This is a genomic window from Pseudomonas sp. 22526 (genome assembly GCF_052044735.1).
Classification (GTDB): domain Bacteria; phylum Pseudomonadota; class Gammaproteobacteria; order Pseudomonadales; family Pseudomonadaceae; genus Aquipseudomonas; species Aquipseudomonas piscium.
The window spans coordinates 1-17,356 of sequence record NZ_JBQENK010000020.1; the positions used below are offsets into that span (position 1 = coordinate 1).

Annotated in this window: 13 protein-coding genes; 10 read left to right on the plus strand and 3 right to left on the minus strand. The window is 66.1% G+C overall.

Annotated features, from left to right (window positions below; translation table 11 throughout):
• The first annotated feature begins 382 nt into the window (after nucleotides 1–382).
• From pdxH to ubiT, 6 genes are all read left to right on the plus strand, one after another.
• Nucleotides 383–1,030 carry a pyridoxamine 5'-phosphate oxidase gene (gene pdxH / locus ACTJKT_RS25015; RefSeq protein ID WP_440788945.1) on the plus strand — a complete coding sequence of 216 codons (648 nt, stop codon included), beginning with the start codon at nucleotides 383–385 and terminating at the stop codon, nucleotides 1,028–1,030.
• 97 nt (nucleotides 1,031–1,127) lie between these two features.
• Entirely contained in the window at nucleotides 1,128–1,694 is a 567-nt protein-coding gene (gene moaB / locus ACTJKT_RS25020) for a molybdenum cofactor biosynthesis protein B (RefSeq protein WP_440788946.1), read from the plus strand.
• Nucleotides 1,691–2,926 (plus strand): molybdopterin molybdotransferase MoeA, encoded by a 1,236-nt coding sequence (locus ACTJKT_RS25025; protein ID WP_440788947.1) that lies wholly within the window; start codon nucleotides 1,691–1,693, stop codon nucleotides 2,924–2,926. The genes moaB and ACTJKT_RS25025 overlap by 4 nt, the downstream gene beginning before the upstream one ends.
• 110 nt (nucleotides 2,927–3,036) lie before the next feature.
• Nucleotides 3,037–4,032, plus strand: coding sequence for a ubiquinone anaerobic biosynthesis protein UbiU (gene ubiU, locus ACTJKT_RS25030; RefSeq protein WP_053279562.1), 996 nt, complete (start codon nucleotides 3,037–3,039; stop codon nucleotides 4,030–4,032).
• 10 nt (nucleotides 4,033–4,042) lie between these two features.
• Nucleotides 4,043–4,933: a U32 family peptidase gene (locus tag ACTJKT_RS25035; RefSeq protein WP_440788948.1), complete on the plus strand. Its 891-nt coding sequence runs from the start codon at nucleotides 4,043–4,045 to the stop codon at nucleotides 4,931–4,933.
• Nucleotides 4,927–5,409 carry a ubiquinone anaerobic biosynthesis accessory factor UbiT gene (gene ubiT, locus ACTJKT_RS25040; RefSeq protein ID WP_440788949.1) on the plus strand — a complete coding sequence of 161 codons (483 nt, stop codon included), beginning with the start codon at nucleotides 4,927–4,929 and terminating at the stop codon, nucleotides 5,407–5,409. The genes ACTJKT_RS25035 and ubiT overlap by 7 nt, the downstream gene beginning before the upstream one ends.
• A gap of 312 nt (nucleotides 5,410–5,721) precedes the next feature.
• On the opposite strand, the gene ACTJKT_RS25045 is transcribed toward ubiT, so the two are convergent.
• The 3 genes from ACTJKT_RS25045 to ACTJKT_RS25055 form a co-directional block, all read right to left on the minus strand.
• Nucleotides 5,722–6,399: a Crp/Fnr family transcriptional regulator gene (locus ACTJKT_RS25045; protein WP_440788950.1), complete on the minus strand. Its 678-nt coding sequence runs from the start codon at nucleotides 6,397–6,399 to the stop codon at nucleotides 5,722–5,724.
• Nucleotides 6,400–6,521: 122 nt separating this feature from the next.
• Nucleotides 6,522–7,169, minus strand: coding sequence for a two-component system response regulator NarL (gene narL / locus ACTJKT_RS25050; RefSeq protein WP_009049452.1), 648 nt, complete (start codon nucleotides 7,167–7,169; stop codon nucleotides 6,522–6,524).
• Nucleotides 7,166–8,980: a HAMP domain-containing protein gene (locus tag ACTJKT_RS25055; RefSeq protein WP_440788951.1), complete on the minus strand. Its 1,815-nt coding sequence runs from the start codon at nucleotides 8,978–8,980 to the stop codon at nucleotides 7,166–7,168. The genes narL and ACTJKT_RS25055 overlap by 4 nt, the downstream gene beginning before the upstream one ends.
• Nucleotides 8,981–9,293: 313 nt before the next feature.
• On the opposite strand from ACTJKT_RS25055, the gene ACTJKT_RS25060 reads away from it, so the two are divergent.
• The 4 genes from ACTJKT_RS25060 (at nucleotide 9,294) to narH (ending at nucleotide 17,356) form a co-directional block, all read left to right on the plus strand.
• Nucleotides 9,294–10,589: an MFS transporter gene (locus ACTJKT_RS25060; RefSeq protein WP_440788952.1), complete on the plus strand. Its 1,296-nt coding sequence runs from the start codon at nucleotides 9,294–9,296 to the stop codon at nucleotides 10,587–10,589.
• Nucleotides 10,576–11,973: a NarK family nitrate/nitrite MFS transporter gene (locus tag ACTJKT_RS25065; protein WP_440788953.1), complete on the plus strand. Its 1,398-nt coding sequence runs from the start codon at nucleotides 10,576–10,578 to the stop codon at nucleotides 11,971–11,973. The genes ACTJKT_RS25060 and ACTJKT_RS25065 overlap by 14 nt, the downstream gene beginning before the upstream one ends.
• Before the next feature lie 67 nt (nucleotides 11,974–12,040).
• Nucleotides 12,041–15,808, plus strand: a complete 3,768-nt coding sequence (locus tag ACTJKT_RS25070; RefSeq protein ID WP_440788954.1) for a nitrate reductase subunit alpha — start codon at nucleotides 12,041–12,043, stop codon at nucleotides 15,806–15,808.
• A gap of 9 nt (nucleotides 15,809–15,817) precedes the next feature.
• Entirely contained in the window at nucleotides 15,818–17,356 is a 1,539-nt protein-coding gene (narH, locus tag ACTJKT_RS25075; protein ID WP_097303912.1) for a nitrate reductase subunit beta, read from the plus strand.

Consider the following 17,356-nt stretch of genomic DNA (forward strand, 5'->3'; position numbering starts at 1 on the left):
GGCTTGGGCGGCACTCCGACGCAGCAGCCGCCAATCAGGCGACGCGGTGTTTCAGGTAGATCCGTGCACTGGCCCGGCGAGGACTGCGTCCTCGATCGCAGCCTCGCTGCGCTCGGCAGCGGCTGCAGATGTGTTGCGCTAGAGCAGCTGCTTCTGTAGGAGCGAAGCTTGCTCGCGATGGTCGTCAACGATGACGCGCATAACCTGGCACTCCGCGGCGTTCTCAGGTTTATCGCGAGCAATCGAGCGTCGACCGGCTGCTCCTACAGAAGAATGGCGGTGGTCAATGAGGGAGGCAATCGCTACCCGCCGTTGATGGCGATCAAGGTCATGCCAGGCGCCGCCTCGCAGACTGCGGCAAACCCCAACGGAGATCACCCTTATGCCCCTTTCCCTGGCCCAGATGCGCCGTGACTACTGCCGCGATGGCCTGTCCGACGAGGCCGTGCCGGACGATCCGCTGCCGCTGTTCCAGCAGTGGCTGCAACAGGCCCGTGACACCGAGCAGGCGCCGGTGGAGGCCAACAGCATGTGCCTGGCCACGGTCGACGAGCAGGGCCAGCCCCATTGCCGGGTGCTGTTGCTCAAGGGCTTGAGCGATGAGGGTCTTACCTTCTTTGGCAACTACCAGAGCGCCAAGGGCCTGGAGCTGGCGGCCAATCCCCGGGCCGCCATGACCTTCTTCTGGCCGGCCCTGGAGCGCCAGGTGCGGATCGAAGGGCTGGTCTCGCGGTTAGCGCCGCGGCTGTCGGATGTGTATTTCGATTCTCGCTCCCTGGCCAGTCGCCTCGGCGCCTGGGCGTCGCCGCAAAGCCAACCCTTGGCCAACCGGCTACAGCTGGAGTCGCTGCTGGCCACTACCACCAGCCGTTTCGACGGCCAGCCGCTGCCGCGCCCGGAACACTGGGGCGGCTACTGCCTGCGCCCGCAGCGCATGGAGTTCTGGCAAGGGCGTAGCGACCGCCTGCATGACCGCCTGGACTACCGCCTGCACCAGGGCATTTGGCGCCATGGCCGGCTGGCGCCCTGAGCTTTGTCGTCCCGTCGAGGTACCTCCTTGGAGGAATAGGTTCCTCCAAGGATTCGGTTCAGGCTGGGGCCTATCTCATTCACGGGAAGGCTTGGATATGGCCCATCTGGCGCAACGCACGTTTCACCCCCTGAACATCGCCGTGCTGACCATCAGCGATACGCGCACCCTGGACACCGACACCTCGGGCCAGACCCTCAGCGACCTGTTGCAGAGCGCCGGCCATGTGCTGATCGATCGCGGCCTGGTGCCGGACGACATCTACCAGATCCGCGCCCGCGTCTCGCAGTGGATCGCCGACCCCGAGGTGCAGGTGGTGCTGATGACCGGCGGCACCGGTTTTACCGCGCGGGACAACACGCCCCAGGCGGTGCTGCCGCTGCTGGACAAGCATGTGGAAGGTTTTGGCGAGCTGTTCCGCCAGGTGTCGGTGGAGGAAATCGGCATGTCCAGCCTGCAGTCGCGGGCCCTGGCCGGGGTCAGCAACGGCGTGCTGGTGGTGTGCGTGCCGGGCTCGCCGGGGGCCTGTCGCACCGCCTGGAACATGATCCTGCGCCCGCAGTTGGACAGCCGCACCGGCCCATGCAATTTCGCCCCCCATCTCAAGCCGCAGCCCCATAAGGAGCCGCAACAGAACATCGAGGCCTGTGGGGTGCGGTCGTGACTGGCTGTGGCTGCGACAGCGGCCAACTGATCCCGGTGGACCAGGCCATCGCCCATCTGCTGGACCAGGTGCCGCCACCGCCCACGACCCAGGGCATCGCCCTGGAGCAGGCCCTGGGCCGGGTGCTGGCGGCGGACATCCATTCGCCACTGAACCTGCCCGGCTGGGACAACAGCGCCATGGACGGCTACGCCTTGCGCGCCGCCGACCTGCCGCCCGCCGGTGGCTGCCTGACCCTGGGCGGGCGGATCGCCGCCGGGCAGGCGGCGGACACGCCCCTGGCGGCGGGGCAGGCGGTGCGCATCTTCACCGGCGCACCCTTGCCGCCGGGGGCCGATACGGTGGTGCCCCAGGAGAGTTGCCGGGTCGAGGACGGGCAGCTCTGGTTGCCGCCAGTGACGATGGGCGATCACGTGCGCCAGCAGGGCGAGGAAGTGCGGCGCGGCGATCTGTTGCTCAAGGCCGGCAAGCGCCTGCGCGCCCAGGAACTGGGGTTGCTGGCTGCCGCCGGGATCGCCCGGGTGGAGGTCTATCGGCCGCTGCGCGTGTGCCTGCTGAGCAGCGGCGACGAGCTGCGCGAGCCCGGCCAGCCCCTGGCGCCAGGGCAGATCTACAACAGCAATCGCTACTGCCTGTCGGCGCTGTTGCGCGGCTGGGGCGTCGAGGTGCAGGACTACGGGGTGATGGCCGATGAGCTGGCGGCCAGCCGCCATGCCTTGAGCCTGGCCTCGTCGGAGTGCGACCTGCTGCTGACCTCGGGCGGGGTCTCGGTGGGCGAGGAGGACCACCTCAAACAGGCGATCGAGGAGCTGGGCAACGTGGATTTCTGGCGCCTGGCGATCCAGCCGGGCAAGCCCCTGGCCTTTGGCGAAGTGGCCGGCAAGCCGTGGATCGGCATGCCGGGCAACCCCTCGGCGGCGCTGGTGACCGCGCTGGTGGTGGTGCGGCCGTTCCTGCTGCGGGCCCAGGGCGTGACGGATGTGCTGCCGCGGACCATGGCGTTGCCCGCGGACTTCGAATGGTTGCAGCACAACCGCCGCCGCCAGTATCTGCGTGCCCGCCTGGTGCTCGGCGAGGACACCCAGGCCAGGGTGCAACTGCACCCCCAGCAAAGCTCGGCGATGCTCACTGCCGCCTGTTGGGCCGATGGTCTGGCGTTGGTGGAGTGCGAGCGCCAGGTGCGCCTGGGCGAGCCTGTGCCCTTCCTGTCGTTCGCCGAACTGATGCAGTGACCGCAATTGATTGCGGTCAAGGCCGTGGCTGCCGGTCTGGCTAGACTGGCAGCGCATTTCCGATCGCAGCATACGCGTCGCCCCGGCGCGTTCTTTGATGAGGAACCCCCATGCAACTGGTCTGCCCCGCAGGCAACCTGCCTGCGCTCAAAGCGGCGGTGCGCCAAGGCGCCGATGCCGTCTACGTCGGCTTTCGCGACGACACCAACGCCCGCCATTTCGCCGGCCTGAACATGGACGACAAGCAGTTCGACGCGGCGGTCGCGCACATTCGCCAGCACCAACGCAAACTCTATGTGGCGGTCAACACCTACCCCCAGCCCCAGGGCTGGGCGCGCTGGCAACGGGCGGTGGACCGCGCCGCCGATCATGGGGTTGACGCGCTGATCGCCGCCGATCCGGGCGTCCTGGCCTATGCCAGCCAGCGCCACCCGCAATTGAACCTGCACCTGTCGGTGCAGGGCTCGGCGACCAATGCCAGCGCCCTGGCGTTCTACGCCCAGCACTACAACATCCGCCGCGCCGTGCTGCCGCGGGTGCTGTCCCTGGCCCAGGTGCGCCAGGTGGCGGCAAGCAGCAGGGTGCCGATCGAGGTGTTCGCCTTTGGCAGCCTGTGCATCATGGCCGAGGGGCGCTGCCACCTGTCTTCCTACATCACCGGCGAGTCGCCGAACCTGTGCGGCGTCTGCTCGCCGGCCAAGGCGGTGCGCTGGAGCGAGGACGCCGAAGGCTTGAGCGCGCGCCTCAGCGAAGTGCTGATCGACCGCTACACCGATAATGAAGCGGCCGGTTACCCGACCCTGTGCAAGGGGCGCTTCCTGGTCGAAGGCCGGCGCTTCCATGCCCTGGAGGAACCCACCAGCCTCGACACCCTGGACCTGCTGCCGGAGCTGGCGGCCATTGGCGTCGAGGCGGTGAAGATCGAGGGTCGCCAGCGCAGCCCGGCCTATGTCGAGCAGGTCACCCGGGTATGGCGCGCGGCGCTGGATGCCCATCGCGCCGCGCCCGCCAGCTTCGCGGTCAAGGACCAGTGGCGCCTGGTGCTGGCCGCTCTGTCCGAGGGCAGCCAGACCACCCTGGGTGCCTACCATCGATCATGGCAATGAGGAATTCGCGATGAAGCTCAGCCTGGGCCCCGTCCTGTTCTACTGGGACAAGGAACAATTGGGGCGTTTCTATGCCGAGATGTCGGCCTTGCCCCTGGATGTTATTTACCTGGGGGAAACCGTGTGTTCGAAACGCCGGGCGCTGTCCCTGGACCAGTGGTTGGGGTTGGGGCGCGAGCTGCAGGGTTGTAGCCAGGCGCAGATCGTGCTGTCCAGCCTGACCCTGATCGAAGCCGCCTCGGAGCTGTCCAGCCTGCGGCGCCTGTGCGACAACGGCGAGCTGCTGGTGGAGGCCAACGACATGGGCGCGGTGCAGTTCCTCGCCGAACGCAAGCTGCCATTCGTTGGCGGTCCGGCCCTCAACCTGTACAACGGCCACGCCCTGGCCCAGTTGCAGGGGTGCGGGATGATCCGCTGGGTGCCGCCGGTGGAGTGTTCGGCGGCGCTGATCCGCGCGGTGCTGGATCAGCTGCGCGAGCTGGGCCAGGCGGTGCCCGAGGTCGAGGTCTTCGCCTATGGGCATCTGCCCCTGGCCTATTCCGCGCGCTGCTTCACCGCCCGGGCCCAGGACCGGCCCAAGGACGACTGCCAGTTCTGCTGCATCCAGTACCCCGACGGCCTGGCGCTGAGCAGCCAGGAAGGCCAGGCGCTGTTCACCCTCAATGGCATCCAGACCATGTCCGCCGAGGTCACCAATCTGCTGGCGGACTACGCCGGGCTGGTGGCCTGCGGCGCCGACCTGCTGCGCCTGAGCCCGCGGGCCCAGGGCATGGGCGAGGTGATCGAGGCCTATCAGCAGGTACTCCAGGGCGCGACGCCACCGCTGTTCGTCGAGGGCTGCAACGGTTACTGGCATGGCCAGGCCGGCATGTTGCGTGTCGAGGAGGTGGGCCTGTGCTGAGTGGGAAATTCAAACGCAAGGAATGGCTGCTGCGCGGCGCCGACCGGGTGCTGCCATTGCTGCGGCGGGTGCCCTTCGGCGTGCAACGTTTGGCCTTGCAGCAGGGGCTCAACCGCTGCCTGGCCGAGCCGATGCGCGCCGGCGAATTCGACCTGTTGCGCCGGCGCTGGTTGTGCCTGCGCATTCCCGACCTGGGCCTGGCCTGGTACGTGACCCGCGACCGCGACGGCCTGCGCATTGCCGCGCGGGCCCGTGCCGATGTGACCATCAGCGGCAACTGGCGCGAATTCCTGCTGCTGGCCAGCCGCCAGGAAGACCCGGACACCCTGTTCTTCCGCCGGCGCCTGGTGATCGAGGGCGATACCGAGCTGGGCCTGACCCTGAAGAACCTGATCGACAGCCTTGATCCGGAGGTGTTGCCGGTCTGGCTGTGGCGCAATCTGGAGCGGGCGGGCAGGGGGCTGGCGGCGGGTTGAGTCGCGGGGCGCCGGGCAATGCTTTTTGCAGGCGCCAGCAACTGGGGTAACGCGGGGTGCCTGAGACGACGCCTCGCGAGCAAGCTGCGCTCCTACAGGTGTCCGGCCAGTCCTCGTTCGCAGCCTCGCTGCGCTGGGTAGCGACTACAAGACCCTGTGCGGCTCCGGCTACCCCCTGTAGGAGCGAAGCTTGCTCGCGATGGTCGTCAACGATGACGCGCGCAGCCTGACACCCCGCATTGCCCTCAGGTTCATCGCGCGCAAGCTGCGCTCCTACAGGTACGGTATTCGCTGGTAGTACTTTATTGGCCGTTAACCCTGGTAGGCGGCCAGTTTGTCCTCGCCGAGGATCAGGATATTGCGCCGCTGCATGGCGATCAGGCCGCTGTCCACCAGGCGATGGAGGATGCGCGAGAAGGTCTCCGGCTGGATCCCCAGCTTGGAGGCCACCAGGCGCTTGGATACCTGTAGCACCACCTCGCCGCTGAGGGGATCGCGTTCCTGCAACAGGAAGTTGACCACCCGCCGGCTGGCGCTGCCCAGGGTCAGGGTGTCGATGTCCTTGAGGCGCTGGTGCAGGTGCATGCTCATGCTCGCCAGGATCGCCAGGCACACCTGGGGCTGGTCTTCCAGGGCGTGGCGGTAATGGTTGCCGTCGATGCTGATCAACACGCTGTCTTTCAGCGCGGTGGCATTCACCGGGTAGAAGCGCGCCTGGCTGAACAGCAGGGCCTCGGCGAAGGTCTGCCCGGGCTGGATGATCTCCACCAGGTTCTCCTGGCCTTCGCCGCTGATGCGGTACAGCTTGACCTGGCCGCTGACCAACAGGAAAAAGCGCTTGGCCGGGTCGCCCTGGTGCATCAGGGTGCCGTGGCTGGCCAGGCGCCTGAGCATGGCCTGGGCACAGACCTCTTCGAAGACCGGCTCCGGCAATTGGCTGAACAGATGATGGCGCCGCAAGAACAACACGATGGAAGGGTGGGTCAGCATGGGTACCTCCGCTGCCGGCCATGGTAGAGCGCGGGGCTGCCATGGCCTATGCCTCCGCCGGCCTACCTCTAAAGGGCTAAAGAGGCAGGAGGGGCTAAAAGGCGCAGCGCGCAGCGCGCGGCTCAGCCGGCGTTGCGCAGGTGCTCCATGGCCCACACGGCGGCCTCGACCCGCGAGCGCAGGCCGAGCTTGTGCAGCAGGTTCTTCACATGGACCTTGACCGTGCCTTCGGTGATGCCCAGCTTGTGGCCGATGACCTTGTTGCTGTAGCCGCTGGCGATGGTCTTGAGCACCTGGCGCTCGCGCTCGGTCAGCTCGACCTCCGGCTGGCGCGGCGGTGAGCGCAGGGCCTGGGCCATGACCCGGGTCAGCCCCGGGCTGATCACCAGGGCGCCGTTCAAGGCATCACGCAGGTACTGGATCAGCAGCTCGGGCTCCATGTCCTTGAGCAGGTAGCCGTCGGCGTCCAGGCGCAGGGCGTCGCGAATGTCGTCCTCGGCGTCGGACACGGTGAACAGCAGCACCTTGCCGCGGTAGTCCATGGTCCGTAGGCGGCGCAGGGTCTCGATGCCGTTGAGTTGCGGCATGTTGTTGTCGAGCAGCACCAGGTCGGGCTGCAAGGGCTCGATCAGGCCCAGGGCTTCTTCGCCGTGGCTGGCCTCGCCGACGATCTGCAGGTCGTCTTCCAGTTCGAGCATCTGGCGGATGCCGCGACGCATCATCGGATGGTCGTCGACCAGCAGGATCCGGTAGGTGGGGGATGGGTTCATGCGGCGCTACCTTCTGTGGGGACTCCGAGAAACTCCGGACGGAATTCCATCTGCACCAGGGTGCCCTGGGGCGTCCTGGAAAATATCTGCAACTGGCCATGCAGGCTGCGGGCTCGCTCATCCATGATGTTCAGGCCGTGGTGTTCGCGTTGATTGCCGCTGTTGTGATGGTCGCTGCTGAAGCCGCGGCCATCGTCCTCGATCGACAGGCGCAGGGTTTCGCCGTGCTGGCGCAGCTGCAGCCAGACATTCTCCGCGTGGGCGTGGCGCAGGCAGTTGGAGAGCGCCTCGCGGGTGATCTGCAACAGGTGGATCTGCTCGCTGGCCGACAGCTCGAAAGCCAGGCTGTCGACGTGCAGGTGCACCTGGAAGTCGCCGCGGCGCGAGAACTCCTCGGTGGTCGCTTCCAGCTCGCGCACCAGCCCGGCATCGTGGATCTGCAAGCGAAAGGTGGTCAGCAGTTCGCGCAACTGGCGGTAGGCATTGTTCACCCCCTCGCGCAGTTCGGCGGTGACGTTCTCCAGGGTGCTCACCGGTTCGCCGCGGCGCATCAGGGTCTGCATGCGGCTGACCTGCAGCTTCATGTAGGACAGGGCCTGGGCCAGGGAGTCGTGCAGCTCGCGGGCGATGATCGCGCGCTCTTCGAACAGCAGCAGGCGATGGTCCTGTTCGCGTTGGCGCTTGAGCGACAGCGAGGTGCCGATCAGGTTGGCCAGGGCCTGGATCAGTTCGGTTTCCCAGGCTTGCGGGGCATGGCCGTCGAGGAAGTGCGCCTTGAGCTCGCCCAGTTCGCTGCCCTGGTTGCTGATGCTGAAACGCTGCCGGCTGAGTTGCTGGTGGCGCTGGCAGGTGGCGCAATCGCTGACCGCGCAGACATCCCGGCTGCTGGCGCCATGCAGGGCGATCAGTTGCTGCGCCGGGGCCTGTAACTGGCCTTGCAGGCACAGCGACAGGCGCAGCCCCGGCAGGCGCTGCTGGAAACGCCGGATCAGTTCGTCCAGGCCTTCGGCGTTGGCCAGCCGCGTGGCCAGGCTGCGGCTGCTCTGGTACAGCAGCTCGAGGGCGGCATTGGCCTGTTGCAGGTTGTGGGTCTTTTGCCGCACCAGGGTTTCCAGGGTGCGGTGGGATTGTTCGATGGTCTCGGCCATGGCGTTGAAGCTGGTGGCCAGTTGGCCCAGCTCGTCCTGAGACTGGTGGTTGACCCGCACCTGGAAGTCGCCGCGGCGAAAACCCTGGGTGGCTTCCACCAGTTCCTGCAACGGCGTGACCACGCTGTATTGCAGCTCGTACAGGCCCAGCAGCAGGACGAACAGGGTGGTGAACAGCGCCGCGCCCTGAATCAGCTGTTGCCAGGTCTGCTTATGTTCGCTCTGGCGTTGCAGCAGGCTGACGAACTGGTTCAGCTGTTCGACGAAGGGCAGGGCCAGGGCCTGGAACGCCGCGGCATCGTGCCGTTCCAGGGCCGGCTGCAATTCGTCGTTCCAGCGTTGCTGGATCTGCCGGTAGCTGCCCAGCAGGTCGGGGTCGGCGCCGTCTTCCAGCACAGCCTTGAGCGACTGGCTGTCGAGGCGCTGTTGCAGGCTCTGGCGGATACGTTCGATGTCTTCGGCGCTGGCGCCCGCGGCCAGCTTCCAGCTCAGGTGGTAGGTCTCCATGCGCACCGAGCCCGCGGTGTTGATGGCCGCCGCGTCGCCCTGGCTGAACCAGGCGATCAGCCCGGCGCTCAGGGAACTGGCCAGCGCCAATACGGCGATCAGGATCACCGCCAGGCCGGCGCGGGCGGGCAGGGAACTGCGCAGCCAGCGGATCATGGGCGCGGGCGCTGAGTGAATGAGAGGAGGGCGGACATAGCAGGCTCCAGGGACGGCTGGCGATGGTTTTGCCGCCGGTCCCTGGCGCTCTACCTCTAAAGAGTTGTTGTCCATCGGATTCGTACAGCTGCCTCGTGGAGCCAAGGCAAGAGCCTGATAAACAAAGGGTTCAGAGGTTTTAAGGCACTACCTCGTTGGAGGTAGGCGGCGCAAGCATAGGCCCACCAGGCCCCGGGCTTCCTTGATCCGGGTCAAGTTTTTACCGGGTTCGCCTCTCTAGTCTGCGGCCATGAATGACTGACGGGAGAGCGAGATGACCCAACCGCGTGTGCGACAAGGCCTGGTGCTGGGTATGAGTACGCTGGCCTTCACGGTGTGCTTCATGGTCTGGATGATGTTCGCGGTGCTCGGTGTGCCGATCAAGGAGCTGCTGCAGCTCAACGAAACCCAGTTCGGCCTGCTGGCCGCCACCCCGGTGCTCACCGGTTCGCTGGCGCGCCTGCCGCTGGGCCTGCTGACCGACCGCTTTGGCGGGCGCAGCGTGTTCTTCCTGCTGATGCTGTGCTGCGTGTTGCCGCTGTACCTGATCAGCCACGCCACGGCCTACTGGCAGTTCCTGGTCCTGGGCCTGTTCGTCGGCCTGGCCGGCGGTTCGTTTTCGGTGGGCATCGCCTACGTCGCCAAGTGGTTCGACCAGGACAACCAGGGCTTCGCCATGGGTATCTTCGGCGCCGGTAACGCCGGCGCTGCGCTGACCAAGTTTCTCGCCCCGGCGCTGATCGCCGCCGGCAGCTGGCACCTGGTGCCGAAAGCCTTCAGCGCCATCCTGTTCATCACCGCGCTGCTGTTCTGGTTTCTCAGCGCCGACAACAAGGCCCATCGCAGCGCTTCCGGCGCCACCCTGCGCGAGCAGTTGGGCGCGCTGAAGGATCCGGCGGTGTGGCGCTACTGCCAGTACTACTCGATCGTCTTCGGCGGCTACGTGGCCCTGGCGCTATGGATGACCCAGTACTACGTGCAGGAATACGGTTTCAGCCTGCAGAGCGCGGCGTTGCTGGCCGCCTGTTTCTCCCTGCCGGGCGGCGTGCTGCGCGCCGTCGGCGGCTGGATGTCGGACCGCTGGGGCGCCCAGAGCGTGACCTGGTGGGTGCTCTGGGTCAGCTGGATCTGCCTGTTCCTGCTGTCCTACCCGCAGACCCAGCTGCAAGTGCACACCGTCGACGGCTCCCTGGATTTCCACATTGGCCTCAGCCCGGCGCTGTTCACCGTGCTGCTGTTCGTCATGGGCATCGCCTTCGCCTTCGGCAAGGCCTCGGTGTTCAAGTACATCGCCAACGACTATCCGCAAAACATGGGCGCGGTGTCCGGCATCGTCGGCTTGGCCGGCGGCCTGGGCGGCTTCGTCCTGCCCATCCTGTTCGGCGCCCTGGTGGACCTCACCGGCGTGCGCTCTTCCTGCTTCATGTTGATGTACGGCGTGGTCTGGGTGTCGCTCACCTGGATGTACCTCAGCGAAATCCGCAAGCGCCCGCTGCTGGGCAAACAGCCGCCGGCCATCTCGTCCCCGTTTTCCAGCATTGCCCAAGGAGAAGAACATGTCGGTTCTTAACAAGCCCGATTCAGGCCCGGTGATTCATGACTGGCGCCCGGAAGACCCCGCTTTCTGGGGGAGCAGCGGCAAGCAGACAGCGACCCGCAACCTGTGGATCTCGATTCCCGCGCTGCTGCTGGCCTTTGCCGTGTGGATGGTCTGGAGCACGGTGATCGTGCGCCTGAACGCCATCGGCTTCAGCTTCAGCACCGACCAGCTGTTCTGGCTGGCGGCGCTGCCGGGGCTGTCCGGCGCCACCTTGCGGGTGTTCTATTCGTTCATGGTGCCGATCTTCGGCGGCCGCCGCTGGACCGCCCTGAGCACCGCCTCGCTGCTGCTGCCGTCGCTGTGGATGGGCTTTGCCGTGCAGGACCCGAACACCCCCTACAGCGTGTTCGTGCTGATCGCGCTGCTCTGCGGTTTCGGCGGCGGCAACTTCGCCTCGAGCATGTCCAACATCAGCTTCTTCTACCCCAAGTCGCAGCAGGGCACGGCCCTGGGCCTGAATGCCGGGCTGGGCAACCTCGGGGTGTCGGTGATGCAGTTCTGCGTGCCGCTGGTGATCACCTTCGGCCTGTTCGGCTGGCTCGGCGGGCAGCCCCAGGTGCTGGCCGACGGTAGCCAGCTGTGGCTGCAGAACGCCGGCTTCCTCTGGGTGCCCTTCATTATCGCGGTGACCCTGCTGGCCTGGTTCGGCATGAACGACCTGTCCAGCGCCAAGGCCTCGTTCAGCGAGCAGGCGGTGATCTTCAAGCGCAAGCACAACTGGCTGATGTGCTGGCTGTACCTGGCGACCTTCGGCTCGTTCATCGGCTTCTCGGCGGCCTTTCCGCTGCTGATCAAGACCGCCTTCCCGGACGTGGTGGCGCTGAAATTCGCCTTCCTCGGCCCGCTGGTGGGCGCCCTGGTGCGGCCGCTGGGCGGCTGGCTGGCGGACAAGCTGGGCGGTGCCCGGGTCACCTTGTGGAACTTCGTGGCGATGATCGTGATGGTGTTCGGGGTCCTGCACTTCTTGCCGCACAACGGCACTGGCGGCAACTTCTACGGTTTCCTTGGCCTGTTCATGCTGCTGTTCATCACCACCGGCATCGGCAACGGCTCCACCTTCCGCATGATCCCGGTGATCTTCCGCACCCTGCACGAAAAGGCCGCCGCCGGGCAAAGCTCGGCGGTGCGCGAGCAGGCGCTGAAGAACGCCGGCAAGGAGTCGGCCGCGGTCCTTGGCTTCAGCTCGGCCATGGGCGCCTTCGGCGCGTTCTTCATCCCCAAATCCTTCGGCACTTCCATGGCCCAGACCGGCGGCCCGGAGATGGCCTTCTACATGTTCGTCGGCTTTTACCTGAGCTGCATTGTGGTGACCTGGTGGTGGTACGCGCGCAAAGGCGCGGCGACTCCCTGCTGACACGACCGAATCCAAACCTTGCCCGGTGGGGCACAGAACCCCGCGGCAAGCCTGAGAGGAAAGCACCATGAGTCATTTGTTGGATCAACTGCGGTTCTTCAACCGCAAGCAAAGCGAGTTTGCCGAGGGCCACGGGGAAACCCGCAAGGAGTCCCGCGACTGGGAGAACGTCTACCGTTCGCGCTGGCAGTACGACAAGATCGTGCGCTCCACCCACGGGGTGAACTGCACCGGTTCCTGCTCGTGGAAGATCTACGTGAAGAACGGCCTGATCACCTGGGAAACCCAGCAGACCGACTACCCGCGCACCCGCAACGACCTGCCCAACCACGAGCCGCGCGGCTGCCCGCGGGGCGCCAGCTACAGCTGGTACATCTACAGCGCCAACCGCCTGAAGTACCCGAAGATCCGCAAGCCGCTGCTCAAGCTGTGGCGCCAGGCACGGCAGAGCATGGCGCCGGTGGAAGCCTGGGCGAGCATTGTCGAGGACCCGGCCAAGGCCGAGTCCTACAAGAGCAAGCGCGGCATGGGCGGCTTCATCCGTTCCAGCTGGGATGAGGTCAACGAGATCATCGCCGCGGCCAACGTCTACACCATCAAGCAATACGGCCCCGACCGGGTCGTCGGTTTCTCGCCGATCCCGGCCATGTCGATGGTCAGCTACGCCGCCGGCGCCCGCTACCTGTCGCTGATCGGCGGCGCCTGCCTGAGCTTCTACGACTGGTACTGCGACCTGCCGCCGGCTTCGCCTATGGTCTGGGGCGAGCAGACCGACGTGCCGGAATCGGCCGACTGGTACAACTCCAACTACATCATCGCCTGGGGTTCCAACGTTCCGCAGACCCGTACCCCCGACGCGCACTTCTTCACCGAGGTGCGCTACAAGGGCACCAAGACCGTGGCCATCACCCCGGACTATTCGGAGGTGGCCAAGCTCACCGACCTCTGGCTCAACCCCAAGCAGGGTACCGACGCGGCGCTGGCCCAGGCCTTCAACCATGTGATCTTCAAGGAGTTCCACCTCGACCGCCCGAGCGCCTATTTCACCGAGTACGCCAAGCGCTACACCGACCTGCCGGTGCTGGTGCTGCTCAAGCCCATGCTCGGCACCGCGCCGGGGGCCGGCTACCAGCCGGACCGCTTCCTGCGCGCCTCGGACCTGGCCGGCAACCTCGGCCAGGACAACAACCCGGAATGGAAAACCATCGCCATCGACGCCAGCGGCGAGCTGGTGTCGCCCCAGGGCTCCATCGGCTATCGCTGGGGCGAGCAGGGCAAGTGGAACATCCTCGCCCGTGAAGGCGGCGAGGGCCGCGAGATCGACCTGAGCCTGAGCCTGATCGGCGGCGATGTCGCCGAGGTGGCCTTCCCCTATTTCGCCGGCGAAACCCAGGAGCACTTCCAGCATGTGGCCGGCGATGCCGTGCAATACCGCCGGGTGCCGGTGCGCAGCCTGACCCTGGCCGACGGCAGCCAGGTCAAGGTCGCCACGGTGTTCGACCTGTCGGCGGCCAACCTGGCCATCGACCGTGGCCTGGGCGGCGCCAACGTGGCCAAGGACTACGACGACGCCAGCGTGCCCGGCACCCCGGCCTGGCAGGAACAGATCACCGGCGTCAGCCGCGAGAAGGCGATCCAGATCGCCCGCGAGTTCGCTGACAACGCCGACAAGACCCGTGGGCGCTCGATGATCATCGTCGGCGCGGCGATGAACCACTGGTACCACATGGACATGAACTACCGCGGGCTGATCAACATGCTCATGCTCTGCGGTTGCGTCGGCCAGACCGGTGGCGGCTGGGCCCACTACGTAGGCCAGGAAAAACTCCGTCCGCAGTGCGGCTGGCTGCCCCTGGCCTTCGGCCTGGACTGGAGCCGTCCGCCACGGCAGATGAACGGCACCAGCTTCTTCTACGCCCACAGCTCGCAATGGCGCCACGAGAAGATGAGCATGCACGACGTGCTCTCGCCGCTGGCCGACAAGAGCCAGTTCCCCGAGCACGCCCTGGACTACAACATCCGCGCCGAACGCGCCGGCTGGCTGCCCAGCGCGCCGCAGCTCAACAGCAACCCGCTGCACATCTGCCGCGACGCCGCCGCGGCCGGCATGGCGCCCAAGGACTATGTGGTCAAGAGCCTGCACGAAGGCAGCCTGCGTTTTGCCTGCGAACAGCCGGACAGCCCGCAGAATTTCCCGCGCAACATGTTCATCTGGCGTTCCAACCTGTTGGGTTCCTCGGGCAAGGGCCACGAGTACATGCTCAAGTACCTGCTCGGCACCCGTAACGGGGTGATGAACGAGGACATCGGCCAGGTCGGCGACTGCAAGCCGCAAGAGGCCGAATGGGTGGACGAGGGCGCCATCGGCAAGCTCGACCTGGTCACCACCCTGGACTTCCGCATGTCCTCGACCTGCGTCTACTCCGACATCGTCCTGCCGACCGCCACCTGGTACGAGAAGGACGACATGAACACCTCGGACATGCACCCCTTCATCCACCCGCTGTCGGCGGCCATCGACCCGGCCTGGGAATCCCGTTCCGACTGGGAGATCTACAAGGGCATCGCCAAGGCGTTCTCCAGCATGGCGGTGGGGCACCTGGGCGTGGAGCAGGACCTGGTCACCGTGCCATTGATGCATGACAGCGTCGGTGAGTTGGCCCAGCCGTTCGGCGGCACCGACTGGAAGACCGCGGGCGAGGTTCCGCAGCCGGGCAAGAACGCGCCGAACCTGCAAGTGGTGGAGCGCGACTACCCGAATATCTACAAGCAATTCACCTCCCTCGGCCCGCTGCTGGAAAAACTCGGCAACGGCGGCAAGGGCATCAACTGGAACACCGACGAGGAGGTGAAATTCCTTGGCGAGCTGAATTACCGCGAGGGCGCGGCGGGCCTCAGCCAGGGCCGGCCGAAGATCGACACGGCGATCGACGCCGCCGAGGTGATCCTGTCCCTGGCCCCGGAAACCAACGGCCATGTGGCGGTCAAGGCCTGGGCCGCGCTGTCCGAGTTCACCGGCATCGACCACAGCCACCTGGCGCTGTCCAAGGCCCACGAGGCGATCCGTTTCCGCGATATCCAGGCGCAGCCGCGCAAGATCATTTCCAGCCCCACCTGGTCGGGCCTGGAGGACGATCACGTCAGCTACAACGCCGGCTACACCAACGTCCACGAGAACATCCCGTGGCGCACCATCACCGGTCGCCAGCAGTTCTACCAGGACCACCCGTGGATGCAGGCGTTCGGCGAACAGCTGATGAGCTACCGGCCGCCGGTCAACACCCGCACCATCGAGGCGGTGAAGGGCAAGCGCAGCAACGGCCACCCGGAAATCGTCCTGAACTGGATCACCCCGCACCAGAAATGGGGCATCCACAGCACCTACAGCGACAACCTGCTGATGCTCACCCTGAGCCGTGGCGGGCCGATTGTCTGGCTCTCGGAAATCGACGCGCAACGCGCCGGCATCGAGGACAACGACTGGATCGAATGCTTCAACGCCAACGGTGCGGCGACCGCCCGGGCGGTGGTCAGCCAGCGGGTCAAGGAGGGCATGGTGATGATGTACCACGCCCAGGAACGGATCGTGAACGTGCCCGGTTCCGAGACCACCAAGACCCGCGGCGGCCACCACAACTCGGTCACCCGGGTGGTGCTCAAGCCGACCCACATGATCGGCGGCTATGCCCAGCAGGCCTACGGTTTCAACTATTACGGCACGGTCGGTTGCAACCGCGACGAGTTCGTCGTGGTGCGCAAGATGGCCCGCGTCGACTGGCTCGATGGCTCGGACGGCGATGAGCTGCCACGCCCCCTGCCGACCGAGATGGATTGAGGAGTTGTCATGAAGATTCGTTCACAAATCGGCATGGTCCTGAACCTGGACAAATGCATCGGCTGCCATACCTGCTCGATCACCTGCAAGAACGTCTGGACCAGCCGCGAAGGCATGGAATACGCCTGGTTCAACAACGTCGAGACCAAGCCGGGGATCGGCTACCCGAAAGAATGGGAAAACCAGGACAAGTGGAAGGGCGGCTGGGTGCGCAACGCCAACGGCTCGATCAACCCACGGATCGGCGGCAAGTTCCGGGTGCTGGCGAACATCTTCGCCAACCCCGACCTGCCGAGCCTCGACGACTACTACGAGCCGTTCGACTTCGACTACCAGCACCTGCACACCGCGCCCCTGGGCGACCACCAGCCGACCGCGCGGCCGCGTTCGGTGGTGTCCGGCAAGCGCATGGAAAAGATCGAGTGGGGGCCGAACTGGGAGGAAATCCTCGGCAGCGAGTTCGCCAAGCGGCGCAAGGACAAGAACTTCGACCAGATCCAGGCGGACATCTACGGCGAGTACGAAAACACTTTCATGATGTACCTGCCGCGCCTGTGCGAGCACTGCCTGAACCCGGCGTGCGCGGCGTCCTGCCCGAGCGGGGCGATCTACAAGCGCGAAGAGGACGGCATCGTCCTCATCGACCAGGAGAAGTGCCGCGGCTGGCGCATGTGCATCAGCGGCTGCCCGTACAAGAAGATCTATTTCAACTGGAAGAGCGGCAAGTCGGAGAAGTGCATCTTCTGCTACCCACGGATCGAGGCGGGCATGCCTACGGTGTGCGCCGAGACCTGTGTCGGGCGCATCCGCTACCTCGGCGTGCTGCTGTATGACGCCGACCGCATCGCCGAGGTGGCGAGCACCGCCAGCGAGCAGGACCTGTACGAGAAGCAGCTGGAAATCTTCCTCGACCCGCATGACCCGGCGGTGATCCGCCAGGCCCTGGAAGACGGGGTGCCGCAGTCGGTGATCGACGCCGCGCAGCGCTCGCCGGTGTACAAGATGGCGGTGGACTGGAAGCTGGCGCTGCCGTTGCACCCGGAATACCGCACCTTGCCGATGGTCTGGTACGTGCCGCCGCTGTCGCCGATCCAGAACGCCGCGGCCGCCGGTACCGTGGGCATGAACGGGGTGATCCCGGATGTCGACAGCCTGCGCATTCCCCTGCGTTACCTGGCCAACCTGTTGACCGCGGGCGACGAGAAGCCAGTGAAGCGCGCCCTCAAGCGCCTGCTGGCGATGCGTGCCTACAAGCGGGCCGAGCAGGTCGAAGGCGTGCAGGACCTGCAGGTGCTCGAAGAGGTCGGCCTGAGCCAGAGTCAGGTCGAGGAGATGTACCGCTACCTGGCCATCGCCAACTACGAAGACCGCTACGTGGTGCCCAGCGCGCACCGCGAGGAAGCCATGAGCGATGCCTTCGCCGAGCGTTCCGGTTGCGGCTTCAGTTTCGGCAGCGGCTGCAGCGGCAGCTCCGACACCAACATGTTCGGGGCGAAGAAGGCCAACCGCCGCGACGTCCTGAAAACCGTGCAGCTGTGGGAGGAATGA